Source organism: Streptomyces sp. VNUA24, from assembly GCF_029167005.1.
Classification (GTDB): domain Bacteria; phylum Actinomycetota; class Actinomycetes; order Streptomycetales; family Streptomycetaceae; genus Streptomyces; species Streptomyces scabiei.
The window spans coordinates 572,939-588,447 of sequence record NZ_CP119143.1 but is presented as its reverse complement, the minus strand read 5'-3'; the positions used below and the strand labels follow the sequence as shown (position 1 = coordinate 588,447).

Below are 15,509 nucleotides of genomic sequence, written 5' to 3'. Positions count from 1 at the left end.
GATGTTTCCTGTCCCGGAAGCACTACGGCGCCGGGGACTTCGCCGTGTTCCCGCCGTCCGCCTCCCCACGCTCCTCCCGGTCGCCGCCCAGCTCCGCGGCGAACTGAGCCCCGGTGAGCAGGGCGAGGTTCGACAGCCACAGCCACACCAGGAACACCACCACACCGGCGAGGGAGCCGTAGAGCCTGCTGTAGGCGCCGAGCGCCGAGGCGTACGAGGAGAAGCCCGCGGAGACCACCAGCCACAGCGCGGCGGCCAGCACCCCGCCGGGCAGGCTGCGCCCGCTGTGGCGCGCGGGTGCCGGGCCGGTGTGGAAGACCACCACGACCAGCAGCGCGACCAGGCACAGCAGCACCGGCCAGCGCACCAGGCTCCACACCCAGGCCGTGGTGGAGTTCAGACCGAGGGTCCGGCCGACGGCCTCCGCGAGCGGGCCGGACAGCAGCAGGGTGAGCGAGCCGACGAGGAGCAGACCGAGCAGCGCGAGCGCGGTGAGCACGATGCGGTGCGCCTTGCGCCAGGGCGAACGCCGGTCCGCGACGCGGTGCATACGGTGCAGGGCACGGCGGAAGACGGCGAGATAACTGGAGGCCGACCACAGCGCACTTGCCGCACCGGCCGCCAGCAGGGGCCACGCCGTGGACCCCACACCGAGCATCCTCGCCAGGACGGCGTGCAGGTCCGCACCGGAGCCGGCCGGCGCGTACGCGGTGACATGGGTGACGAACTCCTCGGCCGTGCCCGGGCTGATCATGCCGAAGGCCAGGACGGTGGCCAGCATCGCGGGCAGCACGGCGAGGATCGCGTAGTACGTCAGCGCCGCCGCGTAGTCCGTGACGTCGTCCCGCCACAGCGCCACCGGCGTGCGCCGCAGTGCGGGCCACCACGAGGCGGGCAGGCGCGGCCGGGGCGGCCGCAGGAGCCGGCGGACGCCGCCGACGCACGGGTCAGCGGACATGGGCGCTGCGGTGCGGTGCGGCGGCGCTGAGCCGGACCCGGGTGTGGGCGGTGTACGGCGCCGCCGCCCGCTCGGCCTCCGCCGCGACCGCGCAGAGGGCGGGCAGGACGGTCTCCGGGGCGGCGCCCGGTTCCAGCCAGACCCGCAGCCCGATCTCCAGCCGCCGTCCGGGACGGGGCAGCACCCGGCCACGGCCGCGGGCCACGCCGGGAAGCGCCTCCACGCGGGCCGACAGCGCCTCGGCCAGTGCCCGGGGGCGCACCGTGCCGCCGGGGGAGGGCAACGCGATCGGCCGCGCCCGCCCCGAACGGAACCGGGCGAGGGTCCCGTACGCGCACAGCACGGTCAGGGCGATCGCCGCGGCCATGACGGTGGGTGTCCACCAGCCCTCGACGCGCAGGTGCGCCAGCCTGTGACGGTCCAGCAGGACCGAGCCCGCGGACGCGGTGGGCCACCAGGACGGCAGCCGGTCCGTGACGGTCCGGTCCGTGGCGGCGAGCCATGCCCCGGCGAGGGCCAGGACCAGGCCGCCGAGGGCGAGGACCGTCCGGTCGACGGCGGCACGCGTACGGCGTGTCATCCCTCACCTCCGGCAGCCGGAGCGGTCGACGGCACCGGAGTGTCGTGCACCGGCACCGGAGAGCCGGGAGTGTTCGGCGCTGTCGTCGTGTCCGGCACGGGCGGGCGCCAGACCGGTTCCGGCACCACGCTCACCCGCAGTCGAGGCACGCGACGCAGGCGGCAGGCGGCCAGCGCGTGGTGGGCGCCGGCCGTGACGGCGGCCCGCGCCTGTCCGAGGTCGCCGAAGGCGAGGCCCGCCCGCACGGCCACCCGGCGCCGTCGCACCGTCACCCGCACCGCACCGACACCCTCGACGCTCCCCAGCACCTCCCTGAGCAGCGCCGCGACCGCCGAGCGGTCCATCGCCGCGTCCACCCGGGGCGCCATGGACAGGACGGTGGACCGGCGACGCCTGCCCGGGGTGAGGGCGAGGACGACCATCCAGACGCCGGTCAGGCCCATCAGCGCTCCACCGACGACGACGGCCGGGTCACCGGGCCCGTGTCCGGACAGCCAGTGCACGGCGGCGGTGCGCCAGGCGGCGGGTGCCCGGTCCGCGAGATGCACCCGCACCAGGTCGAGGGCCAGTGCGCCGCAGCCCACGGCGGTGGCCGCGGTGAGCAGGGCGACCGGCAGCCGGCGCCGGGACCACCGACGGCGCGGCGTGCGCACGGTCGGCCCCGCTTCCGTCGGCGACGGCGGTTCCGGGGGGTGCGGCGAGGACGCCGGGGTGAGTGCCGTGACGGTGAGGCGCGCGGTCGGCACGTCGAGCCCCGTCAGCTGCCGGGTGCGCTCCACCACGTGCCGCTGCACGTGTCCGACGGTCTCGGCCAGCGGAACCGGGTAGGGCAGAGTCACCCCGAGGGTCAGGTCCGCCCTCCCGCCGCGCACGGACGCCGCCGCCCGCGCGGACGGGACGCTCCGGGTGCCGCCCGGGCGGGGGAGCGTCTCGCCGGCCGCCCGCTCGGCGATCGTGCGCACCGCCCGCTCCGACACGATGGTCGTGCCCCGCCGCGCGGCGGCGGTCATCGCCGGCTCCGCTCGAACGCGTCCCGTACGTCCTGGAGGCCGCCCCCGGCCCCGACCCACCGGCCCAGTGCCCAGCCCAGGCCGCCGAGCGCCGCCACCAGCAGGAAGGCACCGAACCCGCCGAAGAAACCGGCGAACGCCAGGGCCATCCCCGCGATCATCCCTACGAACGCCGTGCTCATGCCCGTCCACCTCTCACCCGGATGCGCTCCCCTCTTCTCCCGTGCCCCGGCGCGGCTATGCCACGCGCGTCTCGGCCGTGGCCGTGGGGTCGTCCTCGTCCTCGGGCAGCCGGACGTCGTTGACGGTGATGTTCACCTCGACGACCTCCAGGCCGGTGACGCGTTCCACGGCGGAGATCACGTTCTCGCGCACATCCCGGGCCACGTCCGCGATGGGCACGCCGTACTCGACGACCAGGTCCAGGTCGATGGCCGTCTGGCGCTCTCCCACCTCGACCTTCACTCCGCGCCCCACGTTGGGCCGGCCGCCGGGCACGCGGTCGCGTACGGCTCCGAGGGTGCGCGAGAGGCTGCCGCCCATGTCGTACACGCCGGGGATCTCCCGCGCGGCGATGCCGGCCACCTTCACGACGACGACGTCGGCGATGGAGGTCCGGCCACGGTCGGCGGCCGGCTGGTCGGCTCCCGTCGTGCCGCTGGACACGGCGGTGACGGTCCGGGGAGCACCCTGCGGGCCGGACACCTCCTTGGCGACGGGTGCGGGCGTTTCCCTCGTGGTCTGCGTGGTCATGGCACGTCCTTTCCGGCCTCGATGCGCAGGCGTTCTCGGTTGCTCTCACCGTGTTCGACCCGGGCGGGCCGCGCCTGTGACGCGGGATCCGGAAAAAACCGCGTCGCGCATCCGATCGGGGTGCGTCCGCCGAAGGGTTCGTGTTCTCCGTAACAGGGGTGGCGCGGCGGTGTCCAAGCCCTGTGGAACCGACGAGAGGAGCCGCCCAGTGGCGGGGGCCCGCACACCGAGCGCACCACCGGACACCCCGGCCGACACGGACGACACCCTGCTGGTGGTCCGTGCGGCGGAGGGGGACGAGGAGGCGTTCGCCGTACTCGTACGGAGGCACGCGCCGATGCTGACCCAGCTCGCGACGCGTCTGCTCGGCACCCGGACCGAGGCCGAGGACGCCGTGCAGGAGGCCTTCATCAGCGCCTGGCGGCGGCTGCCGGAGTTCCAGGGGCGCTCGTCCTTCGGCACCTGGATGTACCGGATCGTCACCAACCGCTGTCTGAACGTGCTGCGGGCCAGGAGACCCGCTGCCCCGCTGGAGGCGGCGGGCGACCTCCCCGCGGCCGAGCACACCACCTCCCCGGCCCGGATCACCGAGGGCCGGGACGCGGTCCGAGAGCTGCGGGAGGCCCTCGACCTGCTCTCGGCCGAGCAGCGTGCCTGCTGGATACTGCGGGAACTGGACGGGCGGTCCTACGAGTTCGTCGCGGAGGCGGTCGGTATCAGTCAGGAGGCCGTCCGGGCCCGGGTGTTCCGCGCCCGCCGTTGTCTGACACAAGCATTGGGGGCCTGGCGATGACCGACCGCACCGACCCACGACCCAGCGCGTCCGCCCACGGTGACGACGACGAACTCCTGCCGTGCGGACGGCTGTTGTCGCGGGTGTGGGACGACTGGGAGCAGCAGGTCGACGACACCCACCTGCGGGCCTGCCCGCACTGCGGACAGGCCGTGTCCGGACTGGACCGGCTGGAGTCCGCGGTGCGGGACCTGGACGCGGAGACGGCCGCCCCCTCCGCCGACGCCACCGAGTCGCTGACCCGCCGGATCATGGACGTCGTCCGTCTCGAACTGCGTCCGGGCCGTCCCGTCCCCCTCGGCGATCCCGGCGAAGACCTGTGGATCATGGAGACGGTCGCGGCCCGCACCCTGCGCGCCGCCGCGGAGACGGTACCGGGGGTCCGGGCCGGCTCCTGCCGCCTCCTCGACCTCGGTGCGGCCGACGACGCCGGCGCGGTCGGGGTCCGGCTCGACATCCACGCCCCGGTCGGCGTCCCGCTGCCCCCGCTCACCGCGCGCGTGCGGGAACGGGTGCGGGAGGCCGCGGACCTGGAACTGGGGCTGGCCGTCGGGGCCGTGGACATCCGGGTCACCGACCTCGACCACCCATCGGCCGACGGCGGCCAGGAAGGGCGTACGCCATGACCGGGCCCTTCGCGAGCAGCGCTCGCACGACACTCGCGGCGAAGGTCGCGGCGACCGTGGAGAGCGTTCCCGGGGTGGCCTTCCTCCGACCGGGACTGACCGACCGGCTGCGCTCCGCGCTCTCCTCGTCCGCGCCGGCCACCGGGAGGTCCGCGCCGGACACCGGGAGCGTGCCCCCGGCCGGGGTACGCATGACCCGGCCCGAGGCCGACGGCCCCTGGCACGTGGAGATCCACGTCGTCGTGCTGCGGCAGGCCAGGACCGTCGAGGTGGCCCGCGCCGTCCGTGACGGTGTCGAACGCCGTCTGGACGCCCTGCAGCCCGCGCACCCCACGCCCGTCGTCACCGTGACGGTCACGGGCAGGGTCTGACGCCCCCACCCCCGGTCACGGCAGCCCGCGAGGACCCGGGTGCGTCGTCCGCCGCCCGCCACAGGCCGCAGAGGTCCCACCAGGACATGCCCCCGAGGTGCCGTGACCGTGTCCTGCGGTCAGGGCTCGGGGTGGACCATGCGTGGCGGCCCTGAAGGCAGGAGACCGCGCCGGGGGTGGTCCGGCACGGGTGGCCGCGGGGGAGGGGCAGCCGGTCTCAGCGGACACCGCCGCCGCCGTAGGGGGCGTACAGGTCCAGCAGCCGTGTCCGTGCGGCCTGGAGGCGGTGGGCCAGCACCTCGCCGACCCACAGGCCGACGGCGCGGCCCATGGCCGGGTCCTCCTGGCACATCAGACGGACGGCCGTGGCGTCGAACTCGTACGCCCGCACCGGCGTCGTCGCCTCGGCGCCCAGATGCCACACGTGCGGGGCGAACAGCCAGGACCAGCCGACGAGTTCGTTGTGCCGGAGCGACTCGATGACGGCCGGCCGACGGCCCGGCACCCGCATGTCGAGGTCGACCGTGCCCGTGCGGACGATCCAGAAGCGGTCGGCGCGGCTTCCCTCCTCGAACAGCCGCTCCCCTTGCGTGAACGCCACCTCACGGGCGACGCGCATCAGCCGCTGCCGGTCCTCGGCGGGCAGCGCCCGCAGCATGCTGGGCGTGGGTGTGGTGATCATGGCGTGCCTCCAGGCGGTCTACCGGAACTGCCATGCCCAGCCTGTGCTCCGCCGCTCCCCGTCCGCCATGGGCCGTCCGGCCCCACACACGGGCCGGTCGGCACGCCGGAGGAACCGTCCGGCCCCCGTGCGACGGATCGGGGCCCCGCGTCCCGCGTCGGCCCGCACCACCGCCTACTGATCCGGGTGCCGGTCGCGGTACGCGGCCACCGCCGTCGGCAGCGTCGGGAAGATGTACTCCGTACCGACCGAGTCCACGAGGCCGTACGCCTTCAGGTCGTCCAGCAGGTCCTGCTTGACGCGGGCGAGCGCGAACACGATGCCGCGGCGGGCCAGTTCACGGCGCAGTTCGTCGACGGCGTCCAGGGCGGTGATGTCGACCTCCACATTCGCCTCGGTGTTGAGGACGAACCAGTGGACCTCGTCGGTCTGATCGTCGACGGCGGCCAGGGCGCGCCGCAGGAAGTCCTCGGCGTTGGCGAAGAACAGCGGGGAGTCGTAGCGGTAGACCAGCAGACCGGGGATCGTGCGGGCCGTCGGATGGTCGTCCACGTCGTGCATGCCCGCCAGCCCCGGCACCAGCCCCTGGACGGCGTCGTGCGGCCGGGCCACCCGCGTCAGCAGCTCCGCCACCGACAGGCCGACCGCGACCAGCACGCCGTACAGGATGTCCAGGGCCAGCACACCGGCCAGGCAGCCCAGGGCGAGCAGCAGTTCGCGACGGCGGAACGCGGCCAGCCGGCGGAATCCCGCGAGGTCGACCATGCGGACGGCGGCGTAGACGACGAGCGCGCCGAGCACCGCGGACGGCATGCGGGTGAGCAGCGGACTGAGCAGGAGCAGGACGGCGAGGACGGCGGCACCCGCGACCAGGGAGTACGCCTGGCTGCCGGCGCCCGCCGAGGAGGCCAGCGCGGTCCGGCTGGCGCTGCTGCTCACCGGGAACCCGTGCACCGCGCCCGCGCCCAGGTTGACCGCGCCGAGGGCGAGGAACTCCTGGTTGGCGTCCAGGGCGGGGCCTTCGCCGCGCGGGCCGTCGAACGCCCGGGCGGTCAGGATGCAGTCGGTGTAGGCCACCAGCAGGACGCCCAGCGCGGGCAGGACCAGTTCGGGCAGTGCGCCCAGGTCCGGTACCGCGAGGCCCGGCAGCCCCGAGGGCACCTCGCCGATCACCGCGAGGCCGTACCGGCCGTCGAGGTTCAGCACCACGACGGCCGCCGTGCCGAGGACGACGGCCAGCAGCGGTCCGGGCACCGCGCGAAAGCGCGCCACCGAGAAGAGGAGCACGAGCACGGCCGCCGAGAACAGGACCGTCGGCACGTCGGCCTCGCCCAGGCCGGTGAGGAAGGACCACAGCTGGGCGAAGAACGCCGAGCCGGTGGTGTCCACCCCGGTGAGCTTCGGCAGCTGATCCACCGTCATGATCAGCGCGACTCCCGCCAGATAGCCGATGAGCACCGGCCGGGAGAGCAGGTCCGCGAGGAACCCCAGGCGCACCGCCCGCGCCAGCAGACACAGCAGTCCGACCGTCATCGCGAGGGTGGCGGCCAGCACGGCGTACCGCCCGGGGTCGCCGGCGGCCAGCGGGGCGACCACCGTGGCCGTCATCAGGGCGGTCGTGGACTCGGGACCGATCGACAGCAGCCGCGAGGAACCGAACACCGCGTACAGCGCCAGCGCGGGCAGGATCGCCCACAGGCCCGCGACCGGCGGCAGCCCCGCCACCCCGGCGTACGCCATGACCTGCGGGACGAGGTACGCCGCCACGGTCGCCCCGGCGATCAGATCGCCCTTGAGCCAGGCCCGCCGGTAGCCGAGGAGGGCGACGAGGCCGGGCGCGAGACCGCGCCACACCGAACCACCCCGCAGTTCTCCGCCGAGTTTCATGCCGTGCCCTTCTCCGTTGCCCACAGGTCCTTCGACGGCCCGCACGGCGGCGGGACGCCCCTCGTACCCCGCCGCGGCCTGTCGCCCCGAGGGCCCGGTCGACAGGACCGTCCAGCCCGACGACCGCAGCCCCTCGGCATCCGGCGCCCGGACGGCGGACGCGCCGGGAGTGAGGGCATCACACCACGTCCGGAGCCCGCCGGTGGGGAAGATCGGGCACGCGCGGTCCGCTCGGCCTCGGACTCGCCCGCACCGCCGGAGCGGCGCCGCGCGGCACGCCGGAGCCGGCGGCGGAGGGGAGGTCGGGCCCCGTGGGCAGGCATCCGGCCCCGCCCGGACGCCGGACAGGGCCGTTCGGCCCTCCGAAGGGACCTCAGGCCCCTGCTCAGGGGCCGGCGGACGGAAGAAGCTGGAAGCGAGCCCCTGGCACCCCCGTTCGAACCTGTCGATCCGTACCCAGACCCCGACCCCGACCCCGACCCCACAAGGTGGAGATCATGAACCGCACCGTCACCGTCGGTCTCGACGGCTCCCGTGAGAGCCGCTCGGCGGCCGAGTGGGCGGCCCGTGAGGCCCAGTTGCTCGGCGTCCCGCTGAAGCTGGTCCACGTCTGGGAGCCCGTCCCGGATCCGATCGCCCAGGCACCCCTGCTCGGCACGGAGACCCAGCGGCACTGGACCGAGCGGGTCCCCCGGGAGGCCGCCGAGGGCATCCGCCTGCGCCACCCGGGACTGGAGGTCGTCACCGAGCACGCCTCCGGCCGGCCCTCCGAGGTGCTGCTCGACCAGGCCGAGGACGCCGGCCTGCTGGTCCTGGGCTCCCGCGGACTGAGCGGCCTCGGCGGCTTCCTGGTCGGCTCCGTCGGGCTGGCGGTCGTGGCCCACGCCGAACGGCCGGTCGTCCTGGTCCGCGCCGAGGAACTGGCCTCGGACGAGCACGAGATGGACCCCGCCGGCATCCCGTCCGCGGCGGCACCCTTCCGGCCCGTCGTCCTCGGCCTCGACACCGAGAGCCCCGACGCGGAACTGATCGAGTTCGCGTTCGCGGCGGCCGCCCGGCGCAACACCACCCTGCGCGTGGTCCACGGCTGGAACCCGCCCCCCTACTACGCCTACGGCCTCGCCGCCGACCCCGAACTGCACCGCGCGCTCGCCCGCCAGGAGAGCACCGCCCTGACCGAGGCCCTGCGCCCGTGGCGGGAGAAGCACCCGGACATCGAGGTCAGCGAGGAGTGCCCCTTCGGTACTCCCGGCAACCACCTCGCCGACGCCTCCCGCGAAGCCTCCCTGGTCGTGGTGGGCCGCAGGATCCGCCGGAACCCCTTCGGCTCCCACATCGGCCCCGTCACCCACGCCGTCCTGCACCACAGCTCCGCACCCGTCGCCGTCGTCCCCCACCACTGACGCCGCGACCGGAGAGGAGGAGAAACCATGAAGGCAGCGGTCGTCGGAACCCTCCACGCGCCCCTGGCCGTCCGCGCGCCCCGCCCGTCGTCCTCGGACGCCGACTGCCCCGACGAGATGCCGCGCGGCCGGGTCGGGGACAGAATCGTGTGCGACCTCGATGCGGGACGGTGAGCAGGATGACGAAGGACCTGCCGGTCGTCGTCGGCGTGGACGGCTCCGGGCCGAGCCTGCGGGCCGTGGACTGGGCCGCCGACGAGGCCGCCCTGCGCGGGGCCCCGCTGCGGCTGGTGTTCGCCTCGCTGTGGGAGCGGTACGAGGGTGACGTGCTCGCCGACGACCTGGGCGAGCCGTCCGAACGGACGCGGATCGAGGAGATCATGGAGACTGCGGCCCGGCGCGCCCGGCTCCGCCGCCCGGAGGTGAGGGTCACCACCGACGTGGTGCCGGAGGAGCCCGAGTACACCCTGCTCAGGGAGAGCCGCACGGCCTCCCTGCTGGTGACGGGCACCCGGGGCCGCAGCAGTCTCACCGAGGCGCTGGTGGGGTCGGTGAGCCTGACGGTGGCCGCTCACGCCCACTGCCCGATGGTCGTCGTACGCGGCAGCCACGACAACCGGGCCCTGCCCGCCGCCCACGGCCGGATCGTCGTCGGCGTGGGCGAGGGGCCCGCGTCCTCGGCGGCGCTGGACTTCGCCTTCGACGAGGCGCGGCGGCGTGGCGCCGAGGTCGAGGCGGTCCGGGCCTGGCGGCGCCCCGCGCACACGACCACCGACCATCCCCTGATGGCCGGGGAGGCCGCCCGGCCGCACGAGGAGCGGGCGGCGCACGGTCTGGAGGCGGCTCTCCAGGACGCCCCCGACGACGTGCGGCTGCACCGCCGTACCGTCGAGGGCCACGCCCGGACCGTGCTGGCGGGGGCGTCCCGGGACGCCGACCTCCTGATCGTGGGCGCCAGGCGCCGGCCCCGGCACTTCGGGCTCCAGCTCGGCCGGGTGACGCACGGCGTGCTGCACCACTCCGCCTGCCCGGTCGTGATCGTGCCCGAGGGGGAGTGAGCGCGGTGACCGGCCGCTCAGAGACCCGCCGCGTGATCCGGGACGTAGGTCCGCAGATCGCGCGGCGGACGCTCGTAGCCGGTCGACGCCGGGCGCTCGGGCAGCTTGAGCACCGGCGGCGGCACCTCGTGGTACGGCACCGACGCCAGCAGATGGGCGATCATGTTCAGCCGGGCGCGGCGCTTGTCGTCGCTCTCGACCACGTACCAGGGCGCCTCGGTGATGTCGGTGTGCACCATCATCGCGTCCTTGGCGCGGGAGTACGCCTCCCAGTGCGTGAGCGACTCCAGGTCCATCGGCGACAGCTTCCAGCGCCGCAGCGGGTCCTCCAGCCGGCGCCGGAAGCGATCCTGCTGCTCGGTGTCGCTCACCGAGAACCAGTACTTGCGCAGCAGGATCCCGTCCTCGACCAACATGCGCTCGAAAAGGGGGCATTGACGGAGGAAAAGTTGGTATTCCTCCTGGGTGCAGAAGCCCATGACGTGTTCGACGCCGGCCCGGTTGTACCAGGACCGGTCGAACAGCACGATCTCCCCGGCCGCGGGCAGCTGCTCGACGTACCGCTGGAAGTACCACTGCGTGCGCTCGCGCTCCGTCGGTTTGGGGAGCGCCGCGATCCGGGCGACCCGGGGGTTCAGATGCTCGGCGACCCGCTTGATGGTGCCGCCCTTGCCCGCCGCGTCCCGCCCCTCGAAGACCACGACCAGCCGGGCGCCCTCGGCCCGCACCCACTCCTGGAGCTTCACCAACTCCGTCTGCAGCCGCAGCAGTTCCTTCTCGTACGCCGCCCGCGACACCTTGGTCGCCTTCTTGCCGGCCATGCCGTCCTCCACCGCCCGACGACCCCCGTCGATGAGTTCCGGAGTCACCCATGACCCAGGTCGAACACCAGAACGTCACCGTACTTTCCGACGACGAGCTGCGCACCCTGGACGCCCACTGGCGGGCCGCCAACTACCTCGCGGCCGGGCAGATCTACCTCCGGGCGAACCCGCTGCTGACCGAACCGCTGCTCCCTGAGCACATCAAGCCGCGGCTGCTCGGTCACTGGGGCACCTCGCCGGGCCTGAACCTGATCTACACCCACCTCAACCGGGTGATCACAGCGCGCGACCTGGACGCCCTGTGCGTCTGGGGGCCCGGTCACGGCGGGCCGTCCGTCCTGGCCGGCTCCTGGCTGGACGGCAGTTACAGCGAGACCTACCCGGACGTCACACGCGACGCGCCCGGCATGGAACGGCTCTTCCGGCAGTTCTCCTTCCCCGGCGGGGTGCCGAGCCATGTGGCCCCCGAGGTGCCGGGCTCGATCCACGAGGGCGGTGAACTCGGCTACTCCCTGGCCCACGCCTACGGCGCCGCCTTCGACAACCCCGGCCTGCTGGTGACCTGCGTCATCGGCGACGGCGAGGCGGAGACCGGGCCGCTGGCCGCCTCCTGGCACTCCAACAAGTTCCTCGACCCGGTCCACGACGGCGCCGTCCTGCCGATCCTCCACCTCAACGGCTACAAGATCGCCAACCCGACGGTCCTGTCCCGCCTGCCCCAGGCCGAACTCGACGCCCTGCTGCGCGGCTACGGCCACACCCCCCTGCACGTCACCGGCGACGACCCGGCCACCGTCCACCGCGCCCTGGCCCACGCCTTCGACGAGGCACTGGACCGCATCGCCCGACTGCAGCGCACCGCACGCGAGGACGGCGTCGCCGAACGCGCGCACTGGCCGATGATCGTGCTGCGCACCCCCAAGGGCTGGACCGGCCCCGCCGAGGTCGACGGCCTGCCCGTCGAGGGGACCTGGCGCGCCCACCAGGTCCCGCTCGCCGGGGTACGCGAGAACCCCGAACACCTCAGGCAGTTGGAGAGCTGGCTGCGCTCGTACCGGCCCCAGGAGCTGTTCGGCCCGGACGGCCGGCCCGTCGCCGACGTCCTCGCCCACATCCCCTCCGGCACCAGGCGGCTGGGCGCCACCCCGCACGCCAACGGCGGCCTCCTCCTCCGCGACCTCCCCATCCGCCCCCTGGACGACTTCGCCGTACCGGTGGACAAGCCGGGCACGACGCTCCACGAACCGACCCGGGTCCTCGGCGACCTCCTGGCCCGGATCATGCGGGACACCCGCTCGCGCCGGGACTTCCGGGTCGTCGGGCCGGACGAGACCGCCTCCAACCGGCTGCAGGCCGTCTTCGACGCCAGCGGCAAGGCATGGCAGGCCGAACACCTCCCGGTCGACGAACACCTCGACCGGCACGGCCGGGTACTGGAGATCCTCTCCGAACACCTCTGCCAGGGCTGGCTGGAGGGCTACCTGCTCACCGGCCGCCACGGTCTGTTCTCCTGCTACGAGGCGTTCGTGCACATCGTCGACTCCATGGTCAACCAGCACATCAAGTGGCTGCGGACCTCCCGGGAGCTGTCCTGGCGGGCGCCCGTCGCCTCCCTCACCTACCTGCTCACGTCCCACGTCTGGCGCCAGGACCACAACGGCTTCTCCCACCAGGACCCCGGCTTCGTCGACCACGTGCTCAACAAGAGCCCCGAGGTCGTCCGCGTCTATCTGCCCCCGGACGCCAACACCCTTCTGTCCGTCGCCGACCACGCCCTGCGCAGCCGCGACCACGTCAACGTGATCGTGGCTGGCAAACAGCCGTGCTTCGACTGGCTGTCCATGGACCAGGCCCGCGCCCACTGCGCGCGCGGAGCCGGGATCTGGGAGTGGGCGGGCAGCGAGAACGGCGGCGAACCGGACGTCGTCCTCGCCTGCGCCGGCGACGTGCCGACCCAGGAGATCCTGGCCGCGGCGCAGCTGCTGCACCGCCATCTGCCGCAGCTGGCCGTCCGGGTGGTCAACGTCGTCGACATGACCCGGCTGATGCCGCGCGAGGAACACCCGCACGGGATGAGCGACTTCGAGTACGACGGCCTGTTCACCACCGACAAGCCGGTGATCTTCGCTTACCACGGCTACCCGTGGCTCGTCCACCGCCTCGCCTACCGCCGCGCCGGCCACCCGAACCTGCACGTACGCGGCTACAAGGAGTCGGGCACGACGACCACGCCCTTCGACATGGTCGTCCGCAACGACCTCGACCGCTACCGCCTGGTCATGGACGTCGTCGACCGCGTCCCCGGCCTCGCCGTCCGGGCTGCCGCCGTACGCCAGCAGATGGCCGACACCCGCACCCGCCACCACGCCTGGATCCGCGAGCACGGCACCGATCTGCCGGAGGTCGCCGACTGGCACTGGGCCTGACACCGCCGTGCAGCGTCCCTCGGAACGGCGGCCCGCACCCGCCCGGCCCCGTGCGCGGTCCGGCCCGAAGGCACAAGCTGGATCTGTGGGGCGGGAAGGGCACCGCCCCGCGGCCGGACGGACCGGGCCCGCGCGTGGACCAGCCGGACCGCGCGGGACCCCGAGAGACACGGAAAGGCAGGGATCGCCATGAAGGGCTTCGTCTTCCACGGACCCGGACAGTCGTCCTGGCAGGACGTGCCCGACCCGGGCATCAAGGACCCCACCGACGCGATCGTCCGCGTCGACACCGTCACGATCTGCGGGACGGACCTGCACATCCTCAAGGGCGACGTGCCCGACGTCCGCCCCGGCACGGTCCTGGGGCACGAGGCCGTCGGTGAGGTCGTCGAGGTCGGCGGCGACGTACGCACCGTGCGGCCCGGCGACCGCGTGCTCGTCTCCTGCATCACCGCCTGCGGCCGCTGCCGCTTCTGCCGGGAGGGCGCGTACGGCCAGTGCCTGGGCGGCGGAGGCTGGGTCCTCGGGCACCTGATCGACGGCACCCAGGCCGAGTACGTCCGCGTCCCGTACGCGGACCTGTCCGTGCACCCGCTGCCCAGCACGCTGGACGGCGAGGAGGCAGTGCTGCTGGCGGACATCTTCCCCACCTCCTACGAGGTGGGCGTGGTTAACGGGCACGTGGGCCCCGGCGATACCGTCGCCGTCGTCGGCGCCGGCCCCATCGGCCTCGCCGCGATCGCCACCGCCCGCCTGTACTCGCCCGAGCGGATCGTCGCCGTCGACCTGGCCCCGGCCCGGCTGGAGGCCGCCAGACGGCTCGGGGCGGACGCCGTGGCCGACGCCCGGGAGGCGCCGGAGCAGCTCGTCTCCGACCTCACCGACGGGCTCGGCGCGGACGTCGTGATCGAGGCCGTCGGCGTCCCGGAGACCTTCGAACTCTGCACCCGCATGGTGCGCCCCGGCGGACACGTGGCCAACATCGGTGTGCACGGCGAACCGGCGACCCTGCACCTCGAAGACCTGTGGATCAAGAACGTGACCATCACCACGGGCCTGGTGGACACCCGCTCCACGCCCACCCTGCTGCGGATGGCCGCCGCCGGCCGGCTGCCGACCTCCTCCCTGGTCACGCACACCTTCCCGCTGGACGGGATGGAGGAGGCGTACGACGTCTTCTCCCGCGCGAACGACACCGGCGCGCTCAAGGTCGTGCTCGGCGGACCCCGCCACGACGTCCTCGCCGTTCCGGCGTGAGCAGCTCCCGGACCGCGTGCGAAACAGGGCCGACCGGCCCTGGCCGTCCGGCCCCGACAGGACGAGGATCGTCGGGTGGAGGCCGATACTGACCTCGGGGGCAGGACGGCGCGGAGTGCGGAACCGAGGAGTGGATCGATGCCGGTCAGCGAGCAGCCGGGCCCGGACGGCCCGATCCGTGTCTTCCTGCTGGACGACCACGAGGTCGTACGCCGGGGAGTGCGCGATCTGCTGAACGACGAGCCGGACATCTCGGTGACCGGCGAGGCCGCAACCGTGGAGCAGGCCCTCGTCCGCGTCCCGGCCCTGCGCCCGCAGGTGGCGGTGCTCGACGTCCGGCTGCCCGACGGCGACGGGATCACCGTGTGCCGGGAGCTGCGCTCGCGCATGCCGGAGCTGGCGTGCCTGATGCTGACCTCCTTCGACGACGAGGAGGCCCTGCTGGACTCGATCATGGCGGGTGCCTCGGGCTACGTCCTGAAGCAGATCCGTGGCTCGGACCTGGTGTCGGCGGTGCGCACGGTGGCCGCCGGCCAGTCCCTGCTCGACCCCAGCGCCACCGCCCGGCTGATGGCCCGGCTGCGCCAGGGTCCGCAGGAGGAGCGGGAGCCCGAGGCACTGCCGGGACTGACCGGACGGGAGCGGGAGATCCTCGCCCTCGTCGGTGAGGGCCTGACCAACCGCCAGATCGGTGAGAGGCTCTTCCTCGCCGAGAAGACGGTGAAGAACCACATCTCCCGCCTGCTCGCCAAACTCGGTGTGGAGCGCCGCGTCCAGGCCGCCGTCATCGCCACCCAGGCCCAGGACCGGCTGCGCCGGGACGGGCAGTAACAGGCGGCGTCCCCTGACGGACCGTTACCGTGGCTCACGACAACGGCGGA

At 74.0% G+C, this 15,509-nt stretch carries 17 protein-coding genes; 9 read left to right on the top strand and 8 right to left on the bottom strand.

All coding sequences use genetic code 11. The annotated features are described in order from the left end of the window. Positions 1–22: 22 nt before the first annotated feature. The 5 genes from PYR72_RS02390 to PYR72_RS02370 are packed head-to-tail and all read right to left on the bottom strand — an operon-like array spanning position 23 to position 3,301. The gene (locus PYR72_RS02390) at positions 23–958 is read right to left on the bottom strand and encodes a YihY/virulence factor BrkB family protein (RefSeq protein WP_275453612.1); all 936 of its coding nucleotides are present in this window, start codon (positions 956–958) and stop codon (positions 23–25) included. Beyond that, the gene (locus PYR72_RS02385; protein ID WP_275453611.1) at positions 948–1,538 is read right to left on the bottom strand and encodes a hypothetical protein; all 591 of its coding nucleotides are present in this window, start codon (positions 1,536–1,538) and stop codon (positions 948–950) included. Before PYR72_RS02385 ends, PYR72_RS02390 begins: the two co-directional genes overlap by 11 nt. After that, complete coding sequence (locus PYR72_RS02380) at positions 1,535–2,548, bottom strand: DUF6286 domain-containing protein (RefSeq protein ID WP_275453610.1); 1,014 nt, start codon at positions 2,546–2,548, stop codon at positions 1,535–1,537. Before PYR72_RS02380 ends, PYR72_RS02385 begins: the two co-directional genes overlap by 4 nt. Then, positions 2,545–2,730 carry a hypothetical protein gene (locus PYR72_RS02375; protein ID WP_275453609.1) on the bottom strand — a complete coding sequence of 62 codons (186 nt, stop codon included), beginning with the start codon at positions 2,728–2,730 and terminating at the stop codon, positions 2,545–2,547. The genes PYR72_RS02380 and PYR72_RS02375 overlap by 4 nt, the downstream gene beginning before the upstream one ends. Positions 2,731–2,785: 55 nt before the next feature. Next, a complete protein-coding gene (locus PYR72_RS02370) occupies positions 2,786–3,301 on the bottom strand; it encodes an Asp23/Gls24 family envelope stress response protein (RefSeq protein ID WP_275453608.1) in 516 nt (171 codons plus the stop codon). Between the two features lie 208 nt (positions 3,302–3,509). Here PYR72_RS02370 and PYR72_RS02365 point away from each other — a divergent pair, with 208 nt between their 5' ends. From PYR72_RS02365 to PYR72_RS02355, 3 genes are read left to right on the top strand one after another with little or no spacing between them, the layout of a single operon-like run. Then, a complete protein-coding gene (locus PYR72_RS02365) occupies positions 3,510–4,094 on the top strand; it encodes a sigma-70 family RNA polymerase sigma factor (protein WP_275453607.1) in 585 nt (194 codons plus the stop codon). After that, on the top strand, positions 4,091–4,720 hold the full coding sequence (locus PYR72_RS02360) for an Asp23/Gls24 family envelope stress response protein (RefSeq protein WP_275453606.1): 630 nt from the start codon (positions 4,091–4,093) through the stop codon (positions 4,718–4,720). Before PYR72_RS02365 ends, PYR72_RS02360 begins: the two co-directional genes overlap by 4 nt. Then, entirely contained in the window at positions 4,717–5,091 is a 375-nt protein-coding gene (locus tag PYR72_RS02355) for a hypothetical protein (RefSeq protein WP_275453605.1), read from the top strand. The genes PYR72_RS02360 and PYR72_RS02355 overlap by 4 nt, the downstream gene beginning before the upstream one ends. Before the next feature lie 217 nt (positions 5,092–5,308). Here PYR72_RS02355 and PYR72_RS02350 read toward each other — a convergent pair whose 3' ends face one another. Further along, positions 5,309–5,773, bottom strand: a complete 465-nt coding sequence (locus PYR72_RS02350) for a cyclic nucleotide-binding domain-containing protein (RefSeq protein WP_275453604.1) — start codon at positions 5,771–5,773, stop codon at positions 5,309–5,311. 174 nt (positions 5,774–5,947) lie between these two features. Next, positions 5,948–7,660, bottom strand: a complete 1,713-nt coding sequence (gene sulP / locus PYR72_RS02345) for a sulfate permease (RefSeq protein WP_275453603.1) — start codon at positions 7,658–7,660, stop codon at positions 5,948–5,950. A gap of 497 nt (positions 7,661–8,157) precedes the next feature. Here sulP and PYR72_RS02340 point away from each other — a divergent pair, with 497 nt between their 5' ends. The 3 genes from PYR72_RS02340 to PYR72_RS02330 are packed head-to-tail and all read left to right on the top strand — an operon-like array spanning position 8,158 to position 10,121. Then, entirely contained in the window at positions 8,158–9,063 is a 906-nt protein-coding gene (locus PYR72_RS02340; protein ID WP_275453602.1) for a universal stress protein, read from the top strand. 27 nt (positions 9,064–9,090) lie between these two features. After that, positions 9,091–9,237 carry a hypothetical protein gene (locus tag PYR72_RS02335; protein WP_275453601.1) on the top strand — a complete coding sequence of 49 codons (147 nt, stop codon included), beginning with the start codon at positions 9,091–9,093 and terminating at the stop codon, positions 9,235–9,237. A 5-nt stretch (positions 9,238–9,242) separates the two neighbouring features. Further along, a complete protein-coding gene (locus PYR72_RS02330) occupies positions 9,243–10,121 on the top strand; it encodes a universal stress protein (protein WP_275453600.1) in 879 nt (292 codons plus the stop codon). Between the two features lie 17 nt (positions 10,122–10,138). On the opposite strand, the gene ppk2 is transcribed toward PYR72_RS02330, so the two are convergent. Next, the gene (gene ppk2, locus PYR72_RS02325; RefSeq protein ID WP_275453599.1) at positions 10,139–10,942 is read right to left on the bottom strand and encodes a polyphosphate kinase 2; all 804 of its coding nucleotides are present in this window, start codon (positions 10,940–10,942) and stop codon (positions 10,139–10,141) included. Positions 10,943–10,992: 50 nt separating this feature from the next. Between ppk2 and PYR72_RS02320 the strand changes: the two genes are divergently transcribed. The 3 genes from PYR72_RS02320 to PYR72_RS02310 all read left to right on the top strand — a co-directional run bounded on the left by PYR72_RS02320 (position 10,993) and on the right by PYR72_RS02310 (position 15,459). Next, a complete protein-coding gene (locus PYR72_RS02320) occupies positions 10,993–13,371 on the top strand; it encodes a phosphoketolase family protein (RefSeq protein ID WP_275453598.1) in 2,379 nt (792 codons plus the stop codon). 189 nt (positions 13,372–13,560) lie between these two features. Continuing rightward, the gene (locus PYR72_RS02315; protein WP_275453597.1) at positions 13,561–14,628 is read left to right on the top strand and encodes a zinc-dependent alcohol dehydrogenase family protein; all 1,068 of its coding nucleotides are present in this window, start codon (positions 13,561–13,563) and stop codon (positions 14,626–14,628) included. Positions 14,629–14,766: 138 nt separating this feature from the next. After that, positions 14,767–15,459, top strand: a complete 693-nt coding sequence (locus tag PYR72_RS02310) for a response regulator transcription factor (RefSeq protein ID WP_275453596.1) — start codon at positions 14,767–14,769, stop codon at positions 15,457–15,459. Positions 15,460–15,509: the final 50 nt, after the last annotated feature.

Excerpts from the sequence above, each read along its gene's own strand:
- PYR72_RS02390 (WP_275453612.1), bottom strand. The coding sequence starts at position 958 with ATGTCCGCTGACCCGTGCGTCGGCGGCGTCCGCCGGCTCCTGCGGCCG.
- PYR72_RS02385 (WP_275453611.1), bottom strand. The coding sequence starts at position 1,538 with ATGACACGCCGTACGCGTGCCGCCGTCGACCGGACGGTCCTCGCCCTC.
- PYR72_RS02380 (WP_275453610.1), bottom strand. The coding sequence starts at position 2,548 with ATGACCGCCGCCGCGCGGCGGGGCACGACCATCGTGTCGGAGCGGGCG.
- PYR72_RS02375 (WP_275453609.1), bottom strand. The coding sequence starts at position 2,730 with ATGAGCACGGCGTTCGTAGGGATGATCGCGGGGATGGCCCTGGCGTTC.
- PYR72_RS02370 (WP_275453608.1), bottom strand. The coding sequence starts at position 3,301 with ATGACCACGCAGACCACGAGGGAAACGCCCGCACCCGTCGCCAAGGAG.
- PYR72_RS02360 (WP_275453606.1), top strand. The coding sequence starts at position 4,091 with ATGACCGACCGCACCGACCCACGACCCAGCGCGTCCGCCCACGGTGAC.
- PYR72_RS02355 (WP_275453605.1), top strand. The coding sequence starts at position 4,717 with ATGACCGGGCCCTTCGCGAGCAGCGCTCGCACGACACTCGCGGCGAAG.
- PYR72_RS02350 (WP_275453604.1), bottom strand. The coding sequence starts at position 5,773 with ATGATCACCACACCCACGCCCAGCATGCTGCGGGCGCTGCCCGCCGAG.
- sulP (WP_275453603.1), bottom strand. The coding sequence starts at position 7,660 with ATGAAACTCGGCGGAGAACTGCGGGGTGGTTCGGTGTGGCGCGGTCTC.
- PYR72_RS02340 (WP_275453602.1), top strand. The coding sequence starts at position 8,158 with ATGAACCGCACCGTCACCGTCGGTCTCGACGGCTCCCGTGAGAGCCGC.
- PYR72_RS02335 (WP_275453601.1), top strand. The coding sequence starts at position 9,091 with ATGAAGGCAGCGGTCGTCGGAACCCTCCACGCGCCCCTGGCCGTCCGC.
- PYR72_RS02330 (WP_275453600.1), top strand. The coding sequence starts at position 9,243 with ATGACGAAGGACCTGCCGGTCGTCGTCGGCGTGGACGGCTCCGGGCCG.
- ppk2 (WP_275453599.1), bottom strand. The coding sequence starts at position 10,942 with ATGGCCGGCAAGAAGGCGACCAAGGTGTCGCGGGCGGCGTACGAGAAG.
- PYR72_RS02320 (WP_275453598.1), top strand. The coding sequence starts at position 10,993 with ATGACCCAGGTCGAACACCAGAACGTCACCGTACTTTCCGACGACGAG.
- PYR72_RS02315 (WP_275453597.1), top strand. The coding sequence starts at position 13,561 with ATGAAGGGCTTCGTCTTCCACGGACCCGGACAGTCGTCCTGGCAGGAC.
- PYR72_RS02310 (WP_275453596.1), top strand. The coding sequence starts at position 14,767 with ATGCCGGTCAGCGAGCAGCCGGGCCCGGACGGCCCGATCCGTGTCTTC.